Origin of the sequence: Rhizobium tumorigenes, from assembly GCF_003240565.2 — a bacterium.
Taxonomy (GTDB): Bacteria; Pseudomonadota; Alphaproteobacteria; order Rhizobiales; family Rhizobiaceae; genus Rhizobium; species Rhizobium tumorigenes.
This window is the reverse complement of sequence record NZ_CP117260.1, coordinates 47,161-70,210: the sequence shown is the minus strand read 5'-3', so window position 1 is coordinate 70,210 and position 23,050 is coordinate 47,161. Positions and strand designations below refer to the sequence as shown.

Genomic DNA, 23,050 nt, shown 5'->3' with positions numbered 1-23,050 from the left:
ATTGGCAATCGAGAACGTTGCCCGCCAGCATGGAAAGGACCCGCCCCATGAAAAGCCACTACCGAGTTGCCATCATCGGTGGCGGGGTCGTCGGCGCCTCCGTTGCTTATCATCTGGCGAAACTCGGCTGGACGGATGTGGCGCTCTTCGAGCGGAACGTACTGACGGCGGGCTCGAGCTGGCATGCGGCGGGTGGCTTTCACGCCCTCAATGCGGATCCCAATATCGCCGCGCTGCAATCCTACACAATCGACCTTCTGTCGGAGATAGAGGCTGAATCGGGCCAGAATATCGGCATGCACATGACCGGAGGCATCTCTATTGCGTCCGCTCCCGAACGCTGGGAATGGCTGCAATCCACCTACCGCGTCTTCCAGACCATGGGCATATCCGACGTCCATCTAGTCGGTCCCGAAGAGATCAAAAAGCTTTGCCCGATCGTCAGTATCGAGGGCGTGCTGGGTGGCCTGTATGCCGGACGCGAGGGGCATATCGACCCGTCAGGCGTCGTGCATGCCTATGCACGCAGCGCCAAAAAACGCGGCGCCACGATCATCGAGCACAACCGGGTGCTGGAACTGACGCAACGTCCCGACAAATCCTGGAACGTCGTCACGGAAAAAGGAACCGTGATCGCCGAGCATGTCGTGAATGCAGGCGGCCTCTGGGCCAAGCAGATCGGCCGCATGGCTGGCATCGACCTGCCGGTGACGCCGATGGAGCATCACTATCTGGTCACGGAGTCTATCCCGGAAATTGCAGCTCTCGACCACGAGCTGCCGATGATCGTCGATCTCGAAGGCTTCACCTACATGCGACAGGAGCAGAAAGGCCTGCTGCTGGGGATATACGAGACCGACTACCGGCACTGGAACATGGATGGCGCGCCATGGGATTTCGGTATTGAGCTTATTCAGGAGGATACGGACCGCATTGCCAGCGAGCTGACACTCGGCTTCGAGCGTTTCCCGTGCCTGCAGACGGCAGGCATCAAGCGATGGGTCAACGGCGCCTTCACCTTTTCTCCGGACGGCAACCCGCTTGTCGGGCCGGTGCGCGGCGTGCCGAACTACTGGGTTGCCTGCGGTGTGATGGCGGGCTTCCTGCAGGGCGGCGGCGTCGGCAAGTCGCTGGCCGAGTGGATGGTGCACGGCGAGCCCGAGGCGGACATTTTTGGCATGGATATCGCCCGGTACGGCGATTTCGCCTCCAACCGCGAATATATTCGCCAGACGACAGGACAGTTCTACTCGCGCCGCTTCGTCATGAGCTATCCGAACGAGCAATTGCCGGCCGGAAGACCGTTGCGCACGCCACCTGCGTTCGACGCGATGACTGCGGCCGGCGCCCGCTGGGGCAGCAGCTGGGGCCTTGAAATCCCGCTTTATTTCGCCGACCCCGACTTCGTCGAAAAGCCAAGCCTCAAGCGCTCCAACGCAGATACGATCATCGGCGCCGAAGTCGCCGCGGTCCGTCAGAAAGCGGGGCTCCTGGATACGTCTGCTTTCTCCCGCTACCGCGTATCGGGTCCGGGCGCGCAGGCCTGGCTCGACAGGACCTTCGCATGTCGCCTGCCCAAACCGGGGCAGGCAAGGCTTGCACCGATGCTCTCGGAAGGCGGCAAGCTGAAGGGCGACCTGACGCTGTTCAACTGGGGCGATGGCAGCTGGTGGATCATGGGCTCGTATTACCTCAGACAGTGGCACATGCGCTGGTTCGAGACCCATCTTTCAGGCGACGTCACCGTCGATGACATCTCGGACGACGTCACCGGTTTCGCACTATCCGGTCCGGCCTCCCGGGAGATCCTGCAAAGTCTCACCCATCAGGATATTTCGGGCTCCGCGCTGCCTTTCATGGGCTGCGACACGATCGATATCGGCCTTATTCGGGCCCGGGTGGCAAGGCTGTCGATCACCGGCGAACTGGGCTACGAGATCAACTGCCGAGCCTTCGAACACGCCACGCTCCGCAGTATCCTGCTGGACGCTGGCAAGGATGCCGGCCTTCGCGAGATCGGCTATGGCGCGACAAATGCCCTGCGTCTGGAAAAAAGCTTCGGCATCTGGTCGCGCGAATTTACCCAGGCCTATACGCCTGCAATGACCGGGCTGGAGCGGTTCATAGCTTTCGACAAGGGTGATTTCGTCGGCCGGGAGGCGGCGCTGGCGGAACGTAACGCCGGTGGAGCTGCCAGGGTGCTCGTCACGCTGGAAGTCGACGCAACCGATGCCGATGCCAGCGGCTACGAACCGGTCTGGAAGGAAGACAGCCTGATCGGCTACATCACCTCCGGCGGCTACGCCCATACACTTGGAAAGAGCATCGCCCTTGCCCTCGTCGATCGGCAGTTTGCAGCCGAAGGCACGGAGCTTGTCGTCCACGTCGTCGGGCAGCCCCGCGCGGCACGGATCATTCCAAACTCGCCTTACGATCCAGCTGGGCGCGCGATGCGCAGTTGATGCACACTCCCCGGCTGACGAGAAAATGACAGGCATATGTGAAGGTGGAGCAAAAATGATGGAATGGTCGTCATACCTCGATCAAGAGCAGTCTCGTTTTATCGACGAGCTCATGGAGTTCGTCCGCATTCCGTCCGTTTCGGCCAAGCCGGAAAACCGGGGCGATGTCCACCGCGCGGCCGAATGGGTCGTCTTCCGCCTCAAGGCGGCAGGTGTCGAAAAGGCGGAGGTGATGCCGACCAGAGGGCACCCCGTCGTCTATGGCGAATGGCTGGATGCGGGTCCGGGAAGGCCGACCGTGTTGATCTACGGTCATTTCGACGTGCAGCCTGCAGAACCGCTGGATCTCTGGGACAGCCCTCCCTTCGAGCCGGCGCTGAGAGACGGCAAGCTGTGGGGACGTGGCGTATCGGACGACAAGGGTGGCATGCTGACCCCGATCCTCGCGGTCGAAGCCATGCTGAAGACCGCCAACACCCTGCCGGTGAACGTGAAATTCCTCTTCGAAGGCGAGGAAGAGGTCGGCTCGGCATCACTGCGGGCGTTCATCGCGGAGAATGCGGCGCGCCTCAAGGCCGACATGGCGTTTTCGGCCGACGGCCTGCAGTGGGCACCGGACCAGCCGCAGATCATGCAGGCGATGAAGGGAACGCTGGCTTTTGAAATCAAGGTCACCGGACCGAAAGCAGACCAGCATTCCGGCTTACACGGCGGCGGGATAGCCAACCCGGCCATAGCGCTGGCGCAGATCCTGGCAACGATGAAATCACCGGATGGACTGGTGACGATCGAAGGCTTCTACGATGACGTCGTTCCCCTGACGGAAGAAATGCGCAGCGCGATAGCCCTGTTGCCCTACGACGAACAGGACTATCTCGACGCAACGGGCGCCCCTTCGACCCACGGGGAGCCAGGCTACTCCGTGCTCGAGCGCATCGGTGCAAGGCCTATGCTGGATGTGAACGGCTTGACATCCGGCTGGCAGGGTGAAGGCGCAAAAACTGTGCTGCCTGCCTCGGCCAGCGCCAAGCTCACCTGCCGGATCGTGCATGCACAATCGTCGGAGAAACTTCTGGAGGCGATCCGCAGGCATGTCGAAGCCCATTGCCCGCCGGGGGTTTCGGTGGAGTTCTGCACGACCGAGCGGGAAGCCCGCGCTTTCAGCATTCCGGACGACCACCCGGCAAGCACACTGGCCGGGGAGGTGCTCGAGGAAGTCTATGGCAAGCCCCCCTACCGCATCTGGGCCGGCGGCTCGATCCCGGCATTCTCTCCGTTTGTCGACATTCTCGGGCTACATGCGGTGATGCTCGGCTTTTCCCACGGCGACGAGAACCTGCACGCCCCCAACGAATTCTTCCGCCTCGACGTGTTTCGCCGAGGCCAGCAAGTCTACGGCCGGCTTTTTGAGAAAGCCCGGAACTGGACCCCATCGTCTTCGTAGGACACAGAGACGGTGAGGCGAACTTGCATCGCCTCACCTTACATGGCGGCGTCGAGTTTCTGCTTCCATGCTCCGCTCGCCAGTTCCTTGTTTACAAAAGCATCGACAGCCGCCTTCAACTCAGGATCTTTGCGCAACAAATAGGCGTTTTGAAAGTGCGTGAAAGGCTCCTTGACTGCCGCCGGGCAAAGGACGCCGGTGTGCAATTTCGATTGCAGGTCGGCTTCAATTCCGTCCGTTACCATTACATCGGCCTTGCCGGCAGCAATCTCATCGAAAATCATTTTGTTGTCGGGAAGAACGTCAATCGCGGCTTTGGTAAAGTGCTCATGGGCGAATTTGTCATTGGTGCCGCCGGCATTGACGATCACCCTCACCGAAGGCTGGTCGATGGCTTCGATCGTCGTGTATTTGTCCTTGTCCGCGCAACGAGCGATGGGTCGCTTGCCGTCGCTGACGTTTGGCAATGAAAAGTCACCCACTTCGGCGCGTGCCGGATTGACGGTAATGCCGCCCACCGCAATGTCGAACTGCCCCGCCTTGAAGTCGTCCAGCATGGTTTTCCAGGTGGTAGTCACGAATTCCACATTGACGCCGAGGCTTGCCGCTAGGTCCTTTGCCATGGAAATATCGGCGCCAATAAGCGCGCCATCCGCACCCTTGTAGCTGAACGGCTTATAGTCGCCCGTCGTACCTACCTTGAGCACACCAGCTTGCCTGATGGCAGCCAATGCACCATCCTGCGCATGGCAAACAGGCGCCGCCGCCATCAGGCCCACAAAAGCCATCGCAATCGAAAATTTCATAGAATCTCTTCCCGTCAATATTAGTGCCCGATCAAGGCGGTCGGCACCCGGTGAGCGATACAGGTGCAAGTTTCATTCCAATCAAGCGATTGAAATGACCTGTCACCCCGTTGCGTCACATGTAAGTGTCCCCTACCCCAGTCTCCTGCGCTATCCGATCAAGACGGCCGCTTGGCGACGAGGTCGATCTCGATGCGGGCGTTGTAGGCGAGGCCTGTCACGCCAACGCATGTTCTGGCGGGAAGGCGGCCTTCCGGAAAATAGCTGCGATAAACCTCGTTCATGGCGGCATAGTCGTCGTCAAAATGCGTCAGGTAGATGCGCGCCATCGCAATGTGCTCCATACCGAGGCCGAGGCCGGAGAGGACGGTGAGCAGATTAGCCATGACGTTGCGCGTCTGGGCTTCGATGCCCTCCGGTAGCTGGCCGGGGGTTTCCGGCGTGTCGGGCATCTGCCCTGTGACATACACCGTGCCATCGACTTCGACGGCATGGCTGAACGGTGCAACGGGCTTGGGGCCGCCGGCTATCATGTGAAACTGCATGATCGATTTCCTTTATCCTTGAAGACTTTGAAATTTATAACTTGAAGAGGGATTTCCTGATGATTGCATGGACACCCCAGTTGCCGTCGACAACCTGCGTCACGCCGAAATCGACCGCTGCAGACATCAAGGCGATCGCCTCGTCTTCCGTAAGTCCCTTGCTTTCCATGAGAAAACGCCGGGCCTTTCGGAACGCGTCCTTCATGGCCAGATCGAGCGAAGAGTTGGCGTAGACCTCTCCCTGTCCCTTCTTGCCGAATTCCGCGAGATAGTTCGGGTGGCTGAAACCGATCAAAATCCATTCCGTCGGCGTTTCGAGCAAGGGATAGCTCAACTCAACAAAAAGCTCGCCTTTCTTGTGCAGGATGACGGTGACGTCGCCGGTCATCGAGCACTCGATGGCTGTCCCGCCGAGTTCGCCATCGCCCTGCGCCGCATGGGGATCGCCGATCGACAGCAGCGCACCCGGCACCGATACCGGCAGGTAGACGGCGGATCCTTGGCCGAGCCGCCAATTGTCGAGATTGCCGCCGAAATAGGAGGGTGGCACGGAATCGACCAGCTCCGCCTCGCGTGGTGCCACTGCGATCACGCCGAAATGCGGCCTGAGCGGGATGCGGACGCCCTCCAGAACAGGCGAGCACATCTCGACCGAGCTTCGATCGACCGGAACGCCCGGATAATCATAGGTTCGGTGAACGACCCCGAAGGGATCGGTCTGCGGCTGCCAGCGATAGGAATAGAGCGCCTCGGCGTAGCCTTCGTCTGAAAAGACTTCATAGATCGTGATGTTTTCCCGCGCCTTGGGCTCCTGAATGAACTCGTTATAATGATAACCCCACCAAGCGGCGACGCTGCTGCCGAAAGCCCGACCTTCATAGCCTGGGCTGTTGGACGGACGCGGCGCAATCGAATTGATGCGAACCTCGATGACGTCGCCCGGCTCCGCGTCCTTCACATAGATCGGGCCCGTGCAGATATGGACCCCGAAGCCCTCGCCGGCACCGCGGCCGTAAATTGAGGCGTCGATCGGACCTGCACCGCGGCGATCTACTGACTTTCTCTGGGCGGTCCAGTAAAACACGTCCTCGGCCGCCGCATCCCCGTCGATCATAAATTCAGGCGCGTCTGAGGCGTGCTGCGTCAACGTCTGGATTTCAACGGTATCGCCCGAGCGGATCTCGAGGACAGCCGGTAGCGCCCGGCTGAAATAGCCCCAGTGCACGGTCGCAGCAGAGGCGGCAAGAACGTGACGCACGGATGAGCCGGTCTCGCCCTCGCTGCCATCGCTATCGGCCAATGCATCGCCCGTGGCGATCGATCGCTGCTGGAGCCGCTTGGCGACCAGTGCGCTCAACGGCCAGCCGCGCTGCTCTGCATTCGTGTTGGCAGCCAGCTGCTCAACGTGCCGGCTGCGAAATGCGCCAGGCGGCAAGCTGAAGCGCTCCTTGAACAGACGGTTGAAATTGGCTGCATCTCCGAAACCGCAGCTATAGGCGATTTCGGCAATCGGCAGACGGATCTCGCCGGGGGCGACTAGCGCTGCCCTCGCACGCTGGAGGCGGCGTTCACGAATATAGTTGCTGACGCTTTCGCCGTTCTGCAAGAACAGCTTCTGCAGGTAGCGCTCGGAAATGCCTTCGAGGCGGGCAATGCGCAGTGCGGTCAATTCCGGCTCGTGGAGATGGCGCTCGATACCCAGCGTGACGCGATGAAATAGCGCCGCAGAACCGGGACTTGCGGCGGCGTCGGATGTCTCCGCCTGCAGCACGAGGGCAACGAACAGATCCGCGATGGCGCCTTCGAGCGAGCGCCACTCCGACTCCGAAACGCTATCCATCTCGCCAGCGGCCGCCTCGATAGTCTTTATGAAGATTGCCGCAAGCCCGGTGGCCACGTAATGCCGCGGCGCCTTCAAGGTCTGCAGGCCGGCCTTGTGGCCGGGAAACAGGCTGTCCGCAATGGAAAGAACGATCATCCGGGCGCTCTTGCGAAGGCATAGCTGCCACTCGCCGACAGCCGGCACGATCACCAGACTGCCAGCCTCGATCAACAGCGTCTCGCTGCCGAGCCGCATCTCAAGGCTTTCGTCGAGGGAGATCAGTGCAATCGGGCCGCCGGGTCGCCGGGCAAGCGGTGACAACGTCTGGTCGCCGGCGGTCAGTCGCGCCAGGAGCAACGACTGACGGTCGCCCCTCAGCGAGGCAGTGGCAAAGCTCTCCAGCCCCTGATCGGCAGCATCGGATCTAAGGCCGAACTCGGACAGGATATCCTGCCACGCCCCTTTACGAGAGCGTGTCGGATAGGCTTCGCTGAGAAATTGCCTAATGGTCATCCCTTGATCTGCAGTGGCGGCAGGGTCTGCAACAGCCCCCGCCTGGATCCCTTCGGATCCATATTGCACATGCGAAGAAGAGAATGCCAGCCTGCTCGTCATTTGCCGGCGAACACGCATTTCCGGATCGAACCGGTGATCCCCCAATTGGCATCGACGACCTGCGTCACCGAGAAATCCGCAGCCACCGACATCAGCGAAATTGCCTCGTCTTCCGACAGATTGTGCACGGTCATCAGGAAACGGCGGAGCTTGCGAAAGGCATCGCGCATCGCGAGATCTAGGCTGGACCGTTTCAGGATTTCCTGCTGGTGATCGGGACCGAGTTCGGACAGATAATTGGCATAGCTGAAACCGTAGACCGACCAGACGTCGTCGTTCTCCAGCAGCGGATGGTTCAGTCCCTCGAGCACGGTGCCAGGCAGGTCTGCCTTTTTGTGCAGGATGAACTCGAACTCTCCCGTCAGCGAGATCTCGACCGCCGTGCCGCTCAACTCGCTATCGCCCTGTGAGGCATGGGCATCGCCCACGGAGAACAGGCCGCCGGGCACCGCGACCGGATAGTACATCCGTGCCCCTGAGGTGATCCGCCAATCATCCATGTTGCCGCCGGTATAATTTGGCGGGATCGTGCTGACGAAATCGGCTTCGGCCGGGGCCAGCCCCATCGTGCCGAAATGCAGGCGAGCCGGCACCTTGATACCTGCGAGAACCCCGTCCTTCTTGACAACGGTATTGTGGTCCACCCTGACGCCGGGATAGTCGATCGTCGCATGGACGATGCCATCCGGATCGGTCTGCGGTGTCCAAAGGTAAGAGTATACGGCCGAGACGGTGGCGGGCTCCTTCATGTCGAGCTCGTAGATCGTCACCACTTCCCGCTGCTTCGGCTCCTCGACCAAATCATTGTACTGAAAGCCCCAGTTTGCCGATGGGTTGGAGCCGAAATAGCGGCCTTCATAGGCGGGGTTGGCGCTGGGTCGTGGATAGGCATTCAGGATCCGGACTTCGATCACATCGCCGGGCTCCGCACCCTCGATGGCGATCGGACCCGTCAGCAGATGCACGCCGAGGCCTTCACCGGCACCATGGGTGAAGGGACCCTCGGTAGCACCTGCGCCACGACGGCCCATGGTCTTCTCCTCGCTCGTCCAGCGAAAAATCTCTTCTGCCGCAGCGTCCCCTGCAATCATGCGATCAAAGTCATCATTGGCATGGTGAGTAATGGTTTCGATCGTGGCGCGGTCATGGGATTTCAGCGTCAGCACGGGGGCGAGCGTCTTGCTGAAATAGCCCCAGTGAACGGTGGAAGACGTCGCTGGCAAATGGTGGTTCGTCATGGAAGACCTCTTTGAGAATACAGACTGGAATGCAGGAACCGCAGGTTCATTCGCCTTCCATTTTGCTAAGGAAGCGCGCCGTCAACGGATGCCGGGGCCTGTTCAGTATTTCCTCGGCCGGCCCTTCCTCGACGATGGAGCCGCCAGAGAGAAAGACGACGCGATCTGCGACTTCGGCAGCAAAACGCAGCTGATGGGTGGAGATGATCATCGCCAGGCCGTCTTCGACCGCAAGACGACGGATGACTTCGAGCACTTCGTTGACCAGTTCCGGATCGAGTGCCGAGGTTGGCTCGTCCAGCAGAAGGACGGTCGGACCGGGAGCAACGGCACGGGCAATGGCGACACGCTGTTGCTGGCCGCCGGACAGATGGCGCGGCAGGGCATCGGCCCGGTGCGACAGGCCCACTCTCTGCAGCAGCGCTTCGGCCCGACGATTTGCGTCGAGGCGGGAAAGCCGCTGAACCCATTGCAGCGGATCGGCGACATTCTCCCTGGCCGTAAGATGGGCGAACAAATTGAATTGCTGGAACACCATGCCGACGCCGACACTGGCGCGCATCTGCGCGATTGCCCGTGGCGACAGGGCCCTGCCGTTTTCATTCAACGCCAGCGACCGACCCCCGACGTCGATGGAGCCCTCCTCCCAGCCTTCGAGACGGTTGATGCAGCGAAGCAAGGTGCTCTTGCCGGAGCCGCTTGGTCCGAGCAGGGCCACGACTTCGCCGGCCTTGACCGTCAGATTGATGCCGTCGAGGACAACATTCGGGCCATAGGCCTTGTGCAGGCCGCGCACGTCCACCGCGACCTGGTTTCCGGCCAGCCGTGCGGCGCGGGCCTGTCGATCGATGCCGCGCGCCGCTGCCGTCACTTTCGGCGAGGCCGGCGGCAGCGGATCGCATTCCGCTGCCGGGATATCCGTGCCGACAACAGCGGGCGTCGCGGTAGTGGCTATCACAGCGCGGCCCGGGGATAGCGCGCGGAAAAACCGTGCTATCTGTTCCTTGGGTTTCGGGCGATCGAGATCCAGGAGCATTTCGACGACAATCTGGATGATCGCAATCGCGCCGGTCAATATGAGATACATCAGCCCGGAGGCGCAGAAGATCGAAAAGAAGTCGAACGTTGCAGACGCCAGCTGTGTGCTTCGAAGCGTCAGTTCCTGCACGGAGACGACAGAGGCGAGCGACGAATTCTTCAGCGCGCTGACGGCTTCGTTGCCGAGCGCCGGCACCATCGACCGCATCGCCTGCGGTGCAATCACGCGCCACATGATGGCACCTGGCGTCATGCCCAGGGCCTGCGCGGCACTCACCTGACCGCGATCGACGCCGATGACATTCGCCCTGATGATTTCGGCGATAAACGGCGCTTCGTTGAGAGCAAGGGCAAGGCTGGCAGCCTCAATGGCCGTCAGCTTGATGCCGATCATCGGCAAGACGTTGTAGCAGAAGATCATCTGCAAAATGAGCGGCGTGCCACGGAAAATGATGGCGTAGGTGCGGGAAAGCAGCGAGAGGGCGCGAAACCGGCTCAATTGCATGCCGGCCAGAAGAAGGCCCATGACCAAGCCGCCGGCGAGACCGAAAACCGTGATCAGGAGGGTGTAGACGATCCCGGTCATGAGGTAGGGCTGGCTGAGATAGTGGAGGAAAAGATCCATGATGGCCTTCGCAATGTCCAGGGAAAAGCGGCCGGGCGTATGAGCCCGGCCGGGAGAAGGTGCATTAGTCGGCCAGAATGAGCGAAGGCGCTTCGATCTGGTCTGCCGGCAGGCTCCACTTCTTCATCAGTTCGAGCTGCAGGCCCGACTTCTGGATCTCCGTCACGGCCGCAACGACAGCATCGCGAAATGCGACATTGTTGCGCGGCACAGCGATGCCGACCGAATACGGCAGCGTCACTGCGGTGGCCTTGCTGAGCTTGTCCGGATAGGCCTTGACCGCACCGTCGACGGTGTTGGCATCGTTGATGTAGGTATCGGCACGACCAGCGAGGATTGCCTGGATGCAATTGTCGTTATTGTCGTAGAGCTGGATTTCAGGCGCCGGCTTGCCGGCAGCCTTGCAGTCTGCTTCCAGCGCCTGGATGAGCGGCACCTCGACATAGCCGGTGTTTTCAGCCGCAACCGCGCCGCACAGCGAGATGTTGATGCCGGTGATCTTCTTCGGATTGTCCTTGGCGACGAGCACGCCGTCGACGACCTTCAGGTAGGTAACGAAGTCGGCGGCCTTGGCGCGGTCTTTCGTTGCGTAGATGTCGGAGATGACGATATCAGCCTGGCCGGCCTGAACCGTGGTCAGCAGCGCGGCAAATGTCACCGGCTTGTAAGTCAGCTTGAAGCCGAGGCAATCACCGATGGCTTCGCCGAAATCGACGTCGAAGCCGATATAGGCGTCCGGATTGTTGGGGTCGATCGTCTCGTAGCCGGGCGTATGGGGATTGATGGCATTGACGAGCGTTTTGCCTTTCAGAGCCGGGTATTTGGCTTGCAGATCGGCGCAGGCGGCAGGCGTCGCGGAAGCCGCCTCGGCACTTCCCATTGAAACCAGCGTTGCGCCGGTCGCCGTCGCTACAAACAACTGCGCCATGATGCACAGGCCCAGCCATGGCTTCAGCGCATTACGGCTCCCATTTTTCAGCTTCATCATTTCCCGCTCCGTTCTTGTGAGTGGTGCAGTGTTCTGCACTCGACGGAGGGAAGCTTAGCGATGTTGCCGATGAGAGCGATTGTCGCAAGCCACACGATTTATTGTAGATTTATGCCTAAAAAATCACGCACTCCGCAAAACGCATATTATTTAGGCTGACCCTGGCCTTTTATTAGACTTCATGACGCCCTTTTACGCTCCTCGAATTTGCGTTTTTAAACGAGCGGACGGGATCAAGCGCTGTCCCACAACATCGCTGAGGAGGCGTCATCAGACTCACAGCTTCGTCGGCCTACCCGAATAAACATGCCTATCGTCTACCAGGCTATCGAGCCTCGCCAACGCGATCTGGAGAAATTGCTAGGATTTCGGGCGACGGGGCGGGCGTAGGGCGTCTATCAGGCGGTGGACCTTGTCCGTCGCGTAGACGATGTCTTCCTGCGGCAGGTGAACGGTGATCTCGACTTCGTTCCAGCGACCGGCATTTTCCTTGGCGTATCTGACGGCCGCCTTCAGACCACGGAATTGCACGGCCGTCGCGCCCGGAACCCAGAACTGGACCGAGCAATCGGCCATGGCGTAGTCGTTCAGAACTTTGATCGGGTCCAAAGCCATCGCGGCCTCCTTGGTTTGGCGCCATGATATCGCACGGCTGACCGGCGGCATCCAGCGTGGCGAACGACATGACTGATCGGCGCTCTGACTTCAAGCTGCGATGCACATCTGCGTGGCGCCCGAGCCGCTATTTCGCATCGGCAAAGATGGTGCTGATCTTCCAGGGAAACTGCGCGCCCTTGTCCTCGATGTCGTCGACCTTCCAGCCGTCGGCCTGGTGAACGAGTCTGTAGTACAAGGTCACGGGTACGCCGTTGATGAACTTGACGACGACCATCGCCTTGTCGCCCTTGATGTCAGGCTTTTCGATCTTCAGGTGCTCGGCCTCGCCGTCTTGGCCGGCAATGACGGGATCGAAATCGAGAGACAGTGAATCCCCGGGCTCGGTCTTTGCCGCATCGGCCTTGAACAGACCATTCAGATGATCCGAAAAGTAGTCTTGGTACCGCGTGACGGAAGCGGGATCGGACGAGCCGACCTTGTCATCATAGAGCGCCTTCAAAAGCGCCTGCGGTGTTTCGAAACTGGCAGCAGAGGCTGGACCGACGGCGACGGCAGCAAGAACGGCGAAAACGAAGGCAGGCAGGCGCATGAAGGACTCCTCTCGAGACAGGCAGCAGGCTAACGGAAGAGAAATCCGATATCCAGAGATCATTCCTGGGTTGCTATCCTGCCGGCGATTGTCGCCGCCCGGAGCCGCATGGAGTAAAATTCGGACCTTGCTGCATCGCACCCCATACAGGAAGTAAAAATTTACTGATGGAAAAGACTTCCCATTGCGGTGTCGCAAGCGCAAATATGAATATAATCTTGGGGCAGACTCGGCACTGCGGCGCTGCAGTGATAGGCAATCAGTAGAATGGTGACGATCAAGGAAATAGCAAATGCGGTCGGCGTCTCCTCGGCTACGGTTTCCCGCGTTCTGAACTACGATGCGACCTTGTCGATTTCCGCGTCCAAGCGCCAGGCCGTCATCGAAACCGCCGAGGCATTGAACTATGCGACGCCGCGCAGCCGCAACAGGGCAAACGGCCTCAACGGCGCGCAAGCGCTGGTCTCCGGCGCGGGACGCATTGCCCTCGTCCATTTCCTGCGGCCGCCGCAGGAGCTGACAGATCCCTACTATATCGGCGTTCGCCTCGGCATCGAGAACCGCTGTCGCGCGCTGCAGATCGATGTGGTGAAGGTCTACCACGCCGACAGCCTGCCGGATGCAACCCTCCTGCGCGAGGCCTCGGGCGTCATCGCCATCGGGCGGCATACGGACGAGGAGGTGGAATGGCTGCGCGAACACAGCCGTACGGTGGTTTTTGCGGACTTTTCACCGCAGATCGACCTCGAGGACAGTGTCGAGAGCAACATTCAGCTGGCCATGCGCAAGCTGCTCTCTGCACTCCGCGAGCGCGGCTACCGGCGCATCGGCTTTATTGGCTGGCTCGAACATATCAACCAGGTCCCCAATCACTTCACCGAGCGGCGCTGCAGGACCTATATCGAGTGGATGAAGCAGCACGACCTTTTCGACCCGGAGCTTTGCGTCACCGAGCACCTCACCCCCGACAGCGGCTACACGCTTGCGAAAGCGCTGATGCAGATCGCATCGCCGCCCGACATCATCGTCGCCTGTAACGACAACATGGCCATCGGCGCCTACCGGGCGATGCTGGAACTCGGCCTCAAGATCCCGGAGGATGTGGCCATTGCCAGCTTCAACGACATTCCGGTGGCGCAGCTGCTCAATCCGCCGCTGTCGACCGTGCGCATACCGGCCGAACTGATCGGCGAGACCGCTGTCGACCTGCTGCTAGAGCGGTTTGCCGGCCGCGATATCGTCAAGACGGTGATCTTATCCACAGACATTATCTGGCGAGAAAGCACGCGCTGACGGGCCGAAACGGCGCCGACAAAGGAGCTCTTTGTGCAGCGCAGTAAAAATTTACTGAAAATATTGCTTCTTTTTCTTTTATGAGGAATACTGCGTTTCGGAGACAGGAGGCTTGTCTCGTCAACGTGACTTCTGGGAGGAAGCAATGGACAATTTTCTGCGCGCCCGCGCGCCGCGCATCATCGCTCTGGCTCTGGCCGGCGTCAGCCTTTTGGCGGTTACAGCCGCCGAGGCAAAAGAAATCACCGTCTGGTGCTGGGATCCGAACTTCAACGTCGCAATCATGAAGGAAGCCGGCGCCCGCTACACCAAGACACACCCGGACACCACCTTCAACGTCGTCGACTTCGCCAAGGCTGACGTCGAGCAGAAGCTGCAGACCGGCCTGTCGTCGGGTGCTGGCGGCGGCCTGCCGGATATCGTCCTCATCGAGGACTACGGCGCACAGAAATATCTCCAGTCCTTCCCGGGCGCATTTGCGCCGATGTCTGACAAGGTCGACTACAAGGCGTTCGCGCCCTACAAGGTCGAACTGATGACGGTCGACGGCAAGGTCTACGGCATGCCGTTCGATTCCGGCGTCACCGGCCTCTACTATCGCAAGGACTACCTGGAAGCCGCTGGCTTCAAGGGCGAAGACCTCAACAACATCACCTGGGACCGTTTCATCGAGATCGGCAAGCAGGTCGAAGCCAAGACCGGCAAGAAAATGATGGGCACCGACCCGAATGACGCCGGTCTCGTCCGCATCCTGATGCAGTCGGCTGGTGGCTGGTATTTCGACAAGGACGGCAACCCCAACATCCTCAACAATCCGGCGCTCAAGGCATCGCTTGAAACCTTCGGCAAGATCATGGCCTCGGGTATCGCCAAGCAGGCTGTCGGCTGGTCGAACTACGTCAACACGTTCACCTCGGGCGATGTCGCCTCGACAGTGACCGGCGTGTGGATTACCGGCACAATCAAGGCCCAGAAGGACCAGTCCGGCAAATGGGGTGTTGCCCCGATCCCGGCATTGAACGTCGAGGGCGCAACGCATGCGTCGAACCTCGGCGGTTCCAGCTGGTACGTTCTGTCTGCGTCCAAGCAGAAGGACGAAGCGATCGACTTCCTCAACGCGGAATACGCAAAGGACATCGATTTCTATCAGAAGATCCTGACCGATCGTGGCGCTGTCGGCTCGCTGACAGCCGCCCGCACCGGTGCTGCCTATGAACAGGCCGACCCGTTCTTCGGTGGCCAGAAGGTGTGGCAGAGCTTTGCCGATTGGCTGGCCAAGGTTCCACCGGTCAACTACGGCATCTACACGAACGAAGTCGATGCGGCTGTCACGGCACAGATCCCGGCGATCGCCAAGGGCGGTTCTGTCGACGAGGCGCTGAAGGCCATCGACGCCCAGGCGAAGACCCAGATCCAGTAGGATTTCCTCCCCGAAAGGGCGGCTTTCGAGCCGCCCTCATCTCTTCTGCAGCTTCGAGGGCGATCGATGGCTTTTGCGCGTCCCGGCGGCGTTCGCCGCTTTTATAATGTCAACGGATGGCTCTTCATCGCTCCGGCGCTGGTGCTGATCGGCCTGTTCATGGTCTATCCGATCCTCTGGTCGCTGTTCATGTCGTCCCAGTCCGGCCGCGGCGCGATGGTAAAGTTCGTCGGCTTCGGCAATATCGTCCGCCTCGCCAACGATCCGGTCTTCCTGCACGCGCTGACCAATACGGTGACGTTCTTCATCATCCAGGTTCCCATCATGATCCTGCTGGCCCTGTCGCTGGCGGCCGTGCTGAACATGCCGAAGCTCGTCGGAAGGGGCCTGTTCCGTACCGCGATCTTCTTGCCGTGCGTCACCTCGCTGGTGGCCTATTCCGCGCTTTTCAAAGGGATGTTTGCCGAGCAGGGCGTGGTCAACAGCACGCTGGAGGCCATCGGCATCATCGCGTCGCCGATCCCGTGGCTGACCGACGGTTTCTGGGCCAAGATGCTGATCATTCTTGCCATCACCTGGCGGTGGACCGGCTACAACATGATTTTCTACCTCTCCGCCATGCAGAACATCGACAAGTCGATCTATGAGGCGGCGCGCATCGACGGAATCAATGCCTGGGGACGGTTCGTCTACATCACCATCCCGCTGCTGAAGCCGGTTATCCTGTTCACCTCGGTAATCTCGACCATCGGCACGCTGCAGCTATTCGACGAGGTGATGAACATCACCCAGGGCGGTCCTTCGGATTCGACGCTGACCCTGTCGCTCTACATCTACAACCTGACCTTCAAGTTCATCCCCAATCTCGGCTATGCGGCGACTGTTTCCTACGTCATCGTCGTGCTGGTGGCGATGCTGGCCTTCGTGCAGTTCTACGCGGCACGGGAGAAAGACCAATGAGCGGAGACCGTTTCAAGGCACTCGCCATCCAGGTTTTCACCTATGGCTTCATCGGCATCATGTCGTTCATTTCGATCTTTCCCTTTCTCTGGATGATCATCGGCACAAGCAATTCGTCGATAGACATCATCAAGGGCCGCCTGACGATAGGCTCGGCGCTGTGGACCAATATCCAGGGCTTCTTCTCGCAGGTCGACGTGCCGCTGATCTTCTGGAATTCGGCCAAGATCGCCATCCTCAGCACCATTCTCACGCTCGCCGTCTCTTCCTTTGCCGGCTACGGCTTCGAGATGTTCAAGTCCAGGGCTCGCGAGCGGGTCTACAGCGCCATCCTGCTGACACTGATGATCCCATTCGCCGCCCTGATGATCCCGCTCTTCGTGCTGATGGGACATGCCGGCCTGATCAACAGCCACATCGCCGTGCTGCTGCCGACTATCGGCTCGGCCTTCATCATCTTCTATTTCCGCCAGAGCACAAAAGCCTTTCCGTCCGAGCTGCGCGATGCCGCAAAGGTCGACGGGCTGAAGGAATGGCAGATCTTCCTGTTCATCTACGTGCCGGTGATGCGCTCGACCTATGCGGCCGCCTTCATCATCGTCTTCATGACGGCGTGGAACAACTATCTGTGGCCGCTGATCGTGCTGCAGTCGAACGACACAAAGACGATCACGCTGGTCGTCTCGTCACTGGCTTCCGCCTACTACCCCGATTTCGGTGTCGTCATGGTCGGCACCGTGCTTGCGACGCTGCCCACGCTCGTCGTCTTCTTTCTCATGCAACGTCAATTCGTCCAGGGCATGCTGGGCTCCGTCAAATAGGAATGAAAATGCGTTCTGTTGTTTCCTTCAACGATACCTGGACCTTTCACGAGGGTTTCGCCCCTGGTCTCACCGAGGCCCTGACCTCCGGCCAGTCCGTCACCCTGCCGCACAATGCGGTAGACCTGCCGTTCAACTATTTCGACGAGAAATCCTATCAGCGCGCCTTCACCTATCAGGCCGTGCTGAAGTGGCAGCCGGAGTTTGACGGCCGCGAAGTGTCGCTGGTATTCGACGGCGCCATGGCTGACTCCGTCGTCTATCTCAATGGCAAGGAGATCGTCGCCCACAAGGATGGCTACACGCCATTCGAGGCACGACTGACCGATGGTCTGCGCAAGGGCGACAACCTGATCGCCGTCAAGATCGACGGCAGCGAAAACCCGGAAATCCCGCCTTTCGGTGGCCGTATCGACTATCTCACCTATGCCGGCATCTATCGCGATGTCTGGCTGAAGGTCACCGATGCGGTGTCGATCGGCAACATCAAGATCGAGACCGGCCATGTGCTTAGCGAGGCAAAGTCGGCAACGGTGCGCTGCGACTTCTCCAATCCTCAGGGCGTGACGTTCAACGGCACAGTGACCGCCGTCATCACCGATGCCGCAGGCAAGGAAATTGCCACCGCCTCATCCGAGACGACAGGCACAAGCGTGACACTGGCCTTCGCCAACCTCACAGGCCTGTCGCTCTGGGATATCGACGACCCGGTCCTCTATACCGTCGCCGTCTCGCTCGAGAGCGACCAGGGTTCGGACCAGGTCGAGACGCACTTCGGCTTCCGCACAGCCGAGTTCACGACCGAAGGCTTCAAGCTCAACGGTCGCAAGCTAAAGATTCGCGGCCTCAATCGTCACCAGTCCTACCCCTATGTCGGCTATGCCGCCGGGCAGTCCGCCCAGGAGCTGGACGCCGACATCATGAAGCACACGCTGAAGTGCAATCTCGTCCGCACCTCGCACTATCCGCAGTCCAAATGGTTTCTCGATCGGTGCGATCGCATTGGCCTCCTGGTGTTCGAGGAGATCCCCGGCTGGCAGCATATCGGCGGCGAGGAGTGGAAGCAGGAATCGATCCAGAACGTCCGCCGTATGATCGAGCGCGACTGGAACCATCCGTCGATCATCATCTGGGGCGTGCGCATCAACGAATCCAAGGATAGCCACGACTTCTATCTCGAGACCAACCGGCTCGCCCACGAGCTGGACAGCACGCGCCAGACTGGCGGCGTCCGCTTCATCCTCGACAGCGAGTTCCTCGAAGACGTCTTCACGATGAACGACTTCATTCTCGGCAACGAGGAGCTGCCCGGAAGTAACCGGCCGCGCACAGCGCTGAGAAGCCAAAAGGAATGCACCGGCCTTCAAAAGGTCGTGCCATACCTGATCACCGAATTCGGCGGCCATATGTATCCGACGAAAATCTACGACCAGGAACAGCGGCAGGCCGAGCATGTGCGGCGCCATCTGGAAGTGCTGAACGCTGCCTATGGCGATTCTAATATTTCCGGTGCCATCGGCTGGTGCATGTTTGACTACAACACCCACAAGGACTTCGGCTCCGGCGACCGCATCTGCTACCACGGCGTCATGGACATGTTCCGCGAGCCGAAATTTGCAGCCTATGTCTATGCCAGCCAGTGCGAGCCATCAGAAGAAGTGGTGATGAAACCAGTCACCTTCTGGGCGCGTGGCGAGCGCAACATCGGCGGCGTGCTGCCGCTGATCATCCTCAGCAATTGCGACGAGATCGAATTGCGTTACGGCTCGCTGGTCAAGCGCGTCGGTCCTGACCGCGAGACGTTTCCACACCTGCCGCACCCGCCCATCGTCGTCGACCATCGTCATTTCACCAAGGACGAGCTCGGCGTCTGGGGCATGCAGTGGGAAGACGCGCATTTCACAGGATTTGTCGCCGGTGAAGTCGTCGCCAGGCTGCACATGGTCGCCGATCCTTTGCCGACGACGCTGCAGGTCGAGGCCGACAGCAAGACGATACGCGCCGAGGGCCGCGACAGCACTCGCGTTATCGTCCGCGCGCTCGATCAGGTCGGCTCGCGCCTCCCGTTCATCAACGATGTTGTGACTCTGAAAGTGTCTGGCCCGGCAAAGATCGTCGGCCCCGACGTCATTCCGTTCCAGGGCGGCACGACCGGCTTCTGGCTGGAATCGACCGGCAAGAGCGGCGCCATCAGCATCGAGGTCACCTCGCCCCGCTTTGCCGGCACCACGGTAGAACTCACGGCGGTCAACTCGACCCAGCAGGAAGCGGCAACCCCATGAGCGAAGTCTCCCTCCGCAATATCCGCAAATCCTTCGGCAGCCTCGACGTCATCAAGGGCGTCGACCTCGACGTCCAGTCCGGCGAATTCGTCGTCTTCGTCGGGCCGTCGGGCTGCGGAAAGTCGACTCTGCTGCGGATGATCGCCGGTCTCGAGGATATCACCTCGGGGACGCTGTCGATTGCCGGCAAGGAAGTCAACGATGTCGATCCGTCAAAGCGCGGCATCGCCATGGTGTTTCAGTCCTACGCGCTTTACCCCCATATGACAGTGCGGGAGAACATGGGCTTTGCGCTACGATTTGCCGGCGTCGCCAAGGCCGAGGTTGCGCGTCAGGTGGAGGAAGCAGCCCGCATCCTCGAACTGGAACCGTTGCTCGACCGCAAGCCGAAGCAGCTTTCGGGCGGCCAGCGCCAGCGCGTCGCCATCGGCCGCGCTATCGTCCGGCATCCCAAGGTCTTCCTGTTCGACGAACCGCTGTCGAACCTAGATGCAGAACTTCGCGTCCACATGCGCATCGAGATTGCCAGGCTGCACAAGAAGCTGGCAACGACGATCATCTACGTGACGCACGACCAGGTCGAGGCGATGACCTTAGCCGACAAGATCGTCGTGCTGCGCAGCGGCGCTGTCGAACAGGTCGGCGCCCCGCTCGATCTCTACGACGATCCCGCCAACCTGTTCGTCGCCGGCTTCATTGGCTCGCCAAAGATGAATTTCTTCAAGGGCGTGCTGGCTCGCAGCGCCGATGGCCGCTGGTCTGCAAAGCTCCCGGAGCTTGGCGACACCACCATTCCGCTGGTGATCGGCGCCGACAAGGCCTCGGAGGGAACACCGGTGACGATCGGCGTCCGGCCTGAACATTTTGACGAGGTCGGGGATGCGTCACTCGACATGGTCGTCGACATGCTGGAACACCTCGGTGGTGAAACATACGCCTTTGCCCGCTATGGCGAAGGCGAACTCGTCACAGTGCTGACCCGCAACGGCCGCGGCCTGAAATCCGGTCAGACCATCACCGCCCGCTTCGATCCAGCCAAGGCATTGGTGTTCGACGCTGCCGGCGAGCGACTGCGCTAACCCCGCGATATCGTCCAATTGCCGTCGGCACCCTGCCGTGCTATCTTACCTCCGTCTTACAAGGAGCCGATGATGGCCGTGCCGGAAAAACTGACAACCGTCGTGTCCACCAAAGGGCAGGTCATCCTGCCCAAGGCGGTGCGTCTGCACCAGCAGTGGGAGCCGGGCACGCGCCTAGTGGTGGAGGAAACCGCCGACGGTGTGCTTTTACGCGCGGCACCGCATTTTGCGGCCACCGAGCCAGACGAGGTTTTCGGATCGCTTGCCTATGCCGGCACCTCGAAATCGATAGAGGATATGGACGCGGGCATCATCGCCGAGGCAAGGCGCCGCCATGCTGGCGATTGATACCAATATCATCATTCGCTACCTCACCCGCGATCATTCGGAGCAATCGACGAAAGCACGCGCCGCTGTCGAGGATAACGATGTGTTCGTGGCAACGACTGTCATGCTCGAATGCGAATGGGTCCTGCGGAGCGTCTACAGCTATCAGCCGCAGCAGGTTTGTGCGGCGCTCCGGGCCTTCGCCGGCCTGCGTCGGGTGACGCTGGAAAATCCAGGGCTGGTGGCGCGGGCGCTCGAACGCACCGAGCAAGGCATGGATTTCGCTGATGCCCTCCATCTGGGTAGCATCGGCGGTTGCGAAGCCATGATGACGTTCGACCGCAGGTTTATCAAGGCGGCCCGAGCTGCCGGATCCGACGAAGTCCGCGAACCCTGATCAGCCGTGCAGGCCGGGGGCCTCGTGGCCGGTGCGCGCCACATATTCCGTATATCCACCGCCATATTGCTGCACGCCATCGGGCGTGACTTCCAGCACACGGTTCGACAGGGCACCGAGGAAATGGCGGTCGTGCGAGACGAACAGCATCGTACCCTCATACTCCGACAATGCCTTGATCAGCATTTCCTTCGTGTCGAGATCCAGATGGTTGGTGGGCTCGTCCAGCACCAGCAGGTTTGGCGGGTCGAACAGCATCGCCGCCATGACAAGGCGGGCCTTCTCTCCACCTGACAGCACCCGGCATTTCTTTTCGACATCGTCGCCGGAAAAGCCGAAGCAGCCGGCCAGCGCCCGCAAAGGCCCCTGCCCCGCCTGCGGGAAGGAATCCTCGAGCCACTGGAACACGGTGCGCTCGCCATCGAGCAGGTCCATGGCGTGCTGGGCGAAATAGCCCATCTTGACGCTGGCGCCGAGTGCAACCGCACCCTCGTCCGGATCGGTAGAGCCGGTGACCAGTTTCAGCAAAGTCGATTTACCGGCACCGTTGATGCCCATGACGCACCAGCGCTCGCGCCTGCGGACCATGAAATCGAGGCCAGCATAGATGCTGCGGCTACCGTAGCTCTTGTAGACGTTTTTCAGGTTCACCACGTCTTCACCGGAGCGGGGCGCCGGCGCGAAATCGAAGGAGACGACCTGCCGGCGCTTCGGCGGCTCGACGCGGTCGATCTTTTCCAGCTTCTTCACCCGGCTCTGGACCTGCGAGGCATGCGAAGCACGCGCCTTGAAGCGTTCGATGAACTTGATTTCCTTGGCAAGCATCGCCTGCTGGCGCTCGAACTGCGCCATCTGGTGCTTTTCGTTGAGCGCCCGCTGCTGCTCGTAGAAGGCATAGTCGCCGGAGAACGTCGTCAGCGTGCCGCCGTCGATCTCGATAAGCTTGGTGACGATGCGGTTCATGAACTCGCGATCGTGCGAGGTCATCAACAATGCGCCCTCGTAGTTCTTGAGGAACTCCTCCAGCCAGATCAGGCTTTCCAAATCCAGATGGTTGCTCGGCTCGTCGAGCAGCATCACGTCGGGGCGCATCAGCAGGATGCGACCGAGCGCCACGCGCATCTTCCAGCCGCCTGACAGCCCGCCGACATCGCCGTCCATCATTTCCTGGCTGAAGCTGAGGCCAGCCAGCACTTCCCGGGCGCGACCTTCCAGCGCATAGCCGTCCAGCTCTTCGTAGCGGGCCTGGACTTCTCCATAGCGTTCGATGATTTCATCCATCTCGTCGAGACGATCGGGATCGACCATGGCGGCTTCGAGTTCGCGCAGTTCGCCGGCGACGATGCTGACCGGGCCGGCACCTTCCATGACTTCGGCAACGGCACTGCGACCGTGCATTTCGCCGACATCCTGGTTGAAATAGCCGATGGTCACGCCCTTATCGACGGCGACCTGACCTTCGTCGGGATGTTCCTCGCCGGTGATCATGCGGAAGACCGTGGTCTTGCCGGCACCATTCGGCCCGACCAGCCCGACCTTCTCACCCTTGTTGAGGGCGGCAGATGCCTCGATGAACAGGATGCGATGGCTGAGCTGCTTGCTGATATTCTCGATACGTATCATCGTCGGGCAAAGTCCAGAAAGTGCTGCGCCGGATGGCACGGTTGTGAAGAGGCTGTTG

At 60.4% G+C, this 23,050-nt stretch carries 19 protein-coding genes; 10 read left to right on the top strand and 9 right to left on the bottom strand.

From position 1 onward, the window contains the following. Positions 1–47 precede the first annotated feature (47 nt). Together PR017_RS27300 and PR017_RS27295 are read left to right on the top strand one after the other, a co-directional pair. A complete protein-coding gene (locus tag PR017_RS27300) occupies positions 48–2,462 on the top strand; it encodes a GcvT family protein (protein ID WP_111218536.1) in 2,415 nt (804 codons plus the stop codon). A gap of 55 nt (positions 2,463–2,517) precedes the next feature. Continuing rightward, positions 2,518–3,906: a dipeptidase gene (locus PR017_RS27295; protein ID WP_206423137.1), complete on the top strand. Its 1,389-nt coding sequence runs from the start codon at positions 2,518–2,520 to the stop codon at positions 3,904–3,906. A gap of 38 nt (positions 3,907–3,944) precedes the next feature. Here the strand turns inward: PR017_RS27295 and PR017_RS27290 are convergent, their stop codons facing one another. The 8 genes from PR017_RS27290 to PR017_RS27255 all read right to left on the bottom strand — a co-directional run bounded on the left by PR017_RS27290 (position 3,945) and on the right by PR017_RS27255 (position 12,790). Further along, a complete protein-coding gene (locus PR017_RS27290; RefSeq protein WP_111218538.1) occupies positions 3,945–4,712 on the bottom strand; it encodes a transporter substrate-binding domain-containing protein in 768 nt (255 codons plus the stop codon). A 158-nt stretch (positions 4,713–4,870) separates the two neighbouring features. After that, the gene (locus PR017_RS27285; protein WP_111218540.1) at positions 4,871–5,257 is read right to left on the bottom strand and encodes a RidA family protein; all 387 of its coding nucleotides are present in this window, start codon (positions 5,255–5,257) and stop codon (positions 4,871–4,873) included. Positions 5,258–5,291: 34 nt separating this feature from the next. Beyond that, the gene (locus tag PR017_RS27280; RefSeq protein WP_111218715.1) at positions 5,292–7,592 is read right to left on the bottom strand and encodes an acetamidase/formamidase family protein; all 2,301 of its coding nucleotides are present in this window, start codon (positions 7,590–7,592) and stop codon (positions 5,292–5,294) included. A 98-nt stretch (positions 7,593–7,690) separates the two neighbouring features. Then, positions 7,691–8,932: an acetamidase/formamidase family protein gene (locus tag PR017_RS27275; RefSeq protein ID WP_111218542.1), complete on the bottom strand. Its 1,242-nt coding sequence runs from the start codon at positions 8,930–8,932 to the stop codon at positions 7,691–7,693. A gap of 46 nt (positions 8,933–8,978) precedes the next feature. Next, positions 8,979–10,595: an amino acid ABC transporter permease/ATP-binding protein gene (locus PR017_RS27270; protein ID WP_111218544.1), complete on the bottom strand. Its 1,617-nt coding sequence runs from the start codon at positions 10,593–10,595 to the stop codon at positions 8,979–8,981. A 64-nt stretch (positions 10,596–10,659) separates the two neighbouring features. Continuing rightward, a complete protein-coding gene (locus tag PR017_RS27265; protein WP_164498234.1) occupies positions 10,660–11,523 on the bottom strand; it encodes an ABC transporter substrate-binding protein in 864 nt (287 codons plus the stop codon). Between the two features lie 420 nt (positions 11,524–11,943). Continuing rightward, entirely contained in the window at positions 11,944–12,198 is a 255-nt protein-coding gene (locus PR017_RS27260; protein WP_111218717.1) for a hypothetical protein, read from the bottom strand. Between the two features lie 127 nt (positions 12,199–12,325). After that, complete coding sequence (locus PR017_RS27255) at positions 12,326–12,790, bottom strand: YqhG/Tai3 family protein (protein WP_111218548.1); 465 nt, start codon at positions 12,788–12,790, stop codon at positions 12,326–12,328. Positions 12,791–13,057: 267 nt separating this feature from the next. On the opposite strand from PR017_RS27255, the gene PR017_RS27250 reads away from it, so the two are divergent. The 8 genes from PR017_RS27250 to PR017_RS27215 all read left to right on the top strand — a co-directional run bounded on the left by PR017_RS27250 (position 13,058) and on the right by PR017_RS27215 (position 21,369). Beyond that, the gene (locus PR017_RS27250; protein ID WP_111218550.1) at positions 13,058–14,083 is read left to right on the top strand and encodes a LacI family DNA-binding transcriptional regulator; all 1,026 of its coding nucleotides are present in this window, start codon (positions 13,058–13,060) and stop codon (positions 14,081–14,083) included. Positions 14,084–14,228: 145 nt separating this feature from the next. Continuing rightward, on the top strand, positions 14,229–15,503 hold the full coding sequence (locus PR017_RS27245) for an ABC transporter substrate-binding protein (protein ID WP_111218552.1): 1,275 nt from the start codon (positions 14,229–14,231) through the stop codon (positions 15,501–15,503). Between the two features lie 66 nt (positions 15,504–15,569). Next, positions 15,570–16,463: a carbohydrate ABC transporter permease gene (locus PR017_RS27240; RefSeq protein ID WP_111218554.1), complete on the top strand. Its 894-nt coding sequence runs from the start codon at positions 15,570–15,572 to the stop codon at positions 16,461–16,463. Next, positions 16,460–17,284 (top strand): carbohydrate ABC transporter permease, encoded by an 825-nt coding sequence (locus PR017_RS27235; RefSeq protein ID WP_111218556.1) that lies wholly within the window; start codon positions 16,460–16,462, stop codon positions 17,282–17,284. Before PR017_RS27240 ends, PR017_RS27235 begins: the two co-directional genes overlap by 4 nt. Positions 17,285–17,292: 8 nt before the next feature. Further along, on the top strand, positions 17,293–19,566 hold the full coding sequence (locus PR017_RS27230) for a glycoside hydrolase family 2 protein (protein ID WP_111218719.1): 2,274 nt from the start codon (positions 17,293–17,295) through the stop codon (positions 19,564–19,566). After that, positions 19,563–20,645, top strand: a complete 1,083-nt coding sequence (locus PR017_RS27225) for an ABC transporter ATP-binding protein (protein ID WP_111218558.1) — start codon at positions 19,563–19,565, stop codon at positions 20,643–20,645. The genes PR017_RS27230 and PR017_RS27225 overlap by 4 nt, the downstream gene beginning before the upstream one ends. 72 nt (positions 20,646–20,717) lie before the next feature. After that, complete coding sequence (locus PR017_RS27220; RefSeq protein WP_111218560.1) at positions 20,718–20,993, top strand: AbrB/MazE/SpoVT family DNA-binding domain-containing protein; 276 nt, start codon at positions 20,718–20,720, stop codon at positions 20,991–20,993. Further along, positions 20,980–21,369: a type II toxin-antitoxin system VapC family toxin gene (locus PR017_RS27215; protein ID WP_111218562.1), complete on the top strand. Its 390-nt coding sequence runs from the start codon at positions 20,980–20,982 to the stop codon at positions 21,367–21,369. The genes PR017_RS27220 and PR017_RS27215 overlap by 14 nt, the downstream gene beginning before the upstream one ends. On the opposite strand, the gene PR017_RS27210 is transcribed toward PR017_RS27215, so the two are convergent. Next, entirely contained in the window at positions 21,370–22,992 is a 1,623-nt protein-coding gene (locus PR017_RS27210; protein WP_111218564.1) for an ABC-F family ATP-binding cassette domain-containing protein, read from the bottom strand. It abuts the gene before it with no gap. Positions 22,993–23,050 lie beyond the last annotated feature (58 nt).

Bases quoted from the DNA above. Each gene is read 5' to 3' on its own strand.
- PR017_RS27280 (WP_111218715.1), bottom strand. From the start codon at position 7,592: ATGACCATTAGGCAATTTCTCAGCGAAGCCTATCCGACACGCTCTCGT.
- PR017_RS27215 (WP_111218562.1), top strand. From the start codon at position 20,980: ATGCTGGCGATTGATACCAATATCATCATTCGCTACCTCACCCGCGAT.
- PR017_RS27220 (WP_111218560.1), top strand. From the start codon at position 20,718: ATGGCCGTGCCGGAAAAACTGACAACCGTCGTGTCCACCAAAGGGCAG.
- PR017_RS27265 (WP_164498234.1), bottom strand. From the start codon at position 11,523: ATGGCGCAGTTGTTTGTAGCGACGGCGACCGGCGCAACGCTGGTTTCA.
- PR017_RS27240 (WP_111218554.1), top strand. From the start codon at position 15,570: ATGGCTTTTGCGCGTCCCGGCGGCGTTCGCCGCTTTTATAATGTCAAC.
- PR017_RS27255 (WP_111218548.1), bottom strand. From the start codon at position 12,790: ATGCGCCTGCCTGCCTTCGTTTTCGCCGTTCTTGCTGCCGTCGCCGTC.
- PR017_RS27250 (WP_111218550.1), top strand. From the start codon at position 13,058: ATGGTGACGATCAAGGAAATAGCAAATGCGGTCGGCGTCTCCTCGGCT.
- PR017_RS27275 (WP_111218542.1), bottom strand. From the start codon at position 8,932: ATGACGAACCACCATTTGCCAGCGACGTCTTCCACCGTTCACTGGGGC.
- PR017_RS27290 (WP_111218538.1), bottom strand. From the start codon at position 4,712: ATGAAATTTTCGATTGCGATGGCTTTTGTGGGCCTGATGGCGGCGGCG.
- PR017_RS27230 (WP_111218719.1), top strand. From the start codon at position 17,293: ATGCGTTCTGTTGTTTCCTTCAACGATACCTGGACCTTTCACGAGGGT.
- PR017_RS27270 (WP_111218544.1), bottom strand. From the start codon at position 10,595: ATGGATCTTTTCCTCCACTATCTCAGCCAGCCCTACCTCATGACCGGG.
- PR017_RS27235 (WP_111218556.1), top strand. From the start codon at position 16,460: ATGAGCGGAGACCGTTTCAAGGCACTCGCCATCCAGGTTTTCACCTAT.
- PR017_RS27225 (WP_111218558.1), top strand. From the start codon at position 19,563: ATGAGCGAAGTCTCCCTCCGCAATATCCGCAAATCCTTCGGCAGCCTC.
- PR017_RS27300 (WP_111218536.1), top strand. From the start codon at position 48: ATGAAAAGCCACTACCGAGTTGCCATCATCGGTGGCGGGGTCGTCGGC.
- PR017_RS27210 (WP_111218564.1), bottom strand. From the start codon at position 22,992: ATGATACGTATCGAGAATATCAGCAAGCAGCTCAGCCATCGCATCCTG.
- PR017_RS27245 (WP_111218552.1), top strand. From the start codon at position 14,229: ATGGACAATTTTCTGCGCGCCCGCGCGCCGCGCATCATCGCTCTGGCT.
- PR017_RS27285 (WP_111218540.1), bottom strand. From the start codon at position 5,257: ATGCAGTTTCACATGATAGCCGGCGGCCCCAAGCCCGTTGCACCGTTC.
- PR017_RS27260 (WP_111218717.1), bottom strand. From the start codon at position 12,198: ATGGCTTTGGACCCGATCAAAGTTCTGAACGACTACGCCATGGCCGAT.
- PR017_RS27295 (WP_206423137.1), top strand. From the start codon at position 2,518: ATGATGGAATGGTCGTCATACCTCGATCAAGAGCAGTCTCGTTTTATC.